The sequence below is a fragment of the Acetobacter sp. DmW_125128 genome, from assembly GCF_008704325.1.
GTDB lineage: Bacteria > Pseudomonadota > Alphaproteobacteria > Acetobacterales > Acetobacteraceae > Acetobacter > Acetobacter oryzifermentans.
The window spans coordinates 1-847 of the sequence record NZ_VHOP01000102.1; the positions used below are offsets into that span (position 1 = coordinate 1).

Below are 847 nucleotides of genomic sequence, written 5' to 3' on the forward strand. Positions count from 1 at the left end.
GGTGGCTGGCGGGGCCTTGGCCGTTTTGGTCTGTGGTGGTGCCGGGTGTTTGGGCGGCGCCTTGGCCACATGCTTGATGGGCGGCTTGGGCGGTGGCGGCACCTTGATCTTGGGCGGCGGAATGAACGGTGGTGGTGGCTCGGCCATTACCGGCGGTGGCGGCGGCGGTGGAGGTGGCGGCGGGGGCGGCTGAGGGGGCGGCAGCATCTCAGCCTTAATCGGCGGATGCTCAACAGGCACGCTTGCTGTGGTGCCCATCCCATACATCAGACCCCACACACCAGCTCCATGCAAAAGAAGAACCGCTATAAGCGCACCAGCTCCAACCGCACCACTAGCGCGAAGAACATAACGCTCCTTCCCCTCCGATTGTTGAGAGTTATCCTGCATTACGCCAGTTTCCCTCCGTTGCTTTTTGAGAAAATTTTGAAAAAGCAACTCTAGAAAAATATTATTCCTGATAAATTGTTACTTTTCGAAGGTAAGATAAATTTTCGTTTCTTACCAAAAACAAAAAATGCACTTCCTCGTTGCCAAATAGTGATCGGGAAGGCTGTGCCTGTCAGAATCATAGCAGCGCATGTCTGTTTCCACTCAAAATAACGAAACCATAAGGTTTTTATGTAGATATAACATTAAAAATGAGTCAATTGGGAAAAGACTATTTTTTATAGTTATTTTATAAAGGCCCACGATATTCTGGCAAAGCATGAGCCTTCCCGTATGGCGCAATTTTGTAAAAAAGCGTGTCAAGACGCACGGCTAGGCTCAGGACCTATTAATTTATTGAACTGAGCGAGCGGTTGTGATTCAGAGGCTTACCGATGGAGGGTGGGCCTGTGAGTGA

The 847-nt window shown here is 50.3% G+C and carries 1 pseudogene; it reads right to left on the reverse strand.

Features of this window, described 5'->3' with window-relative positions:
• A pseudogene (locus FKW19_RS15505) lies at positions 1-390 on the reverse strand (energy transducer TonB); the annotation flags it as partial.
• Positions 391-847 lie beyond the last annotated feature (457 nt).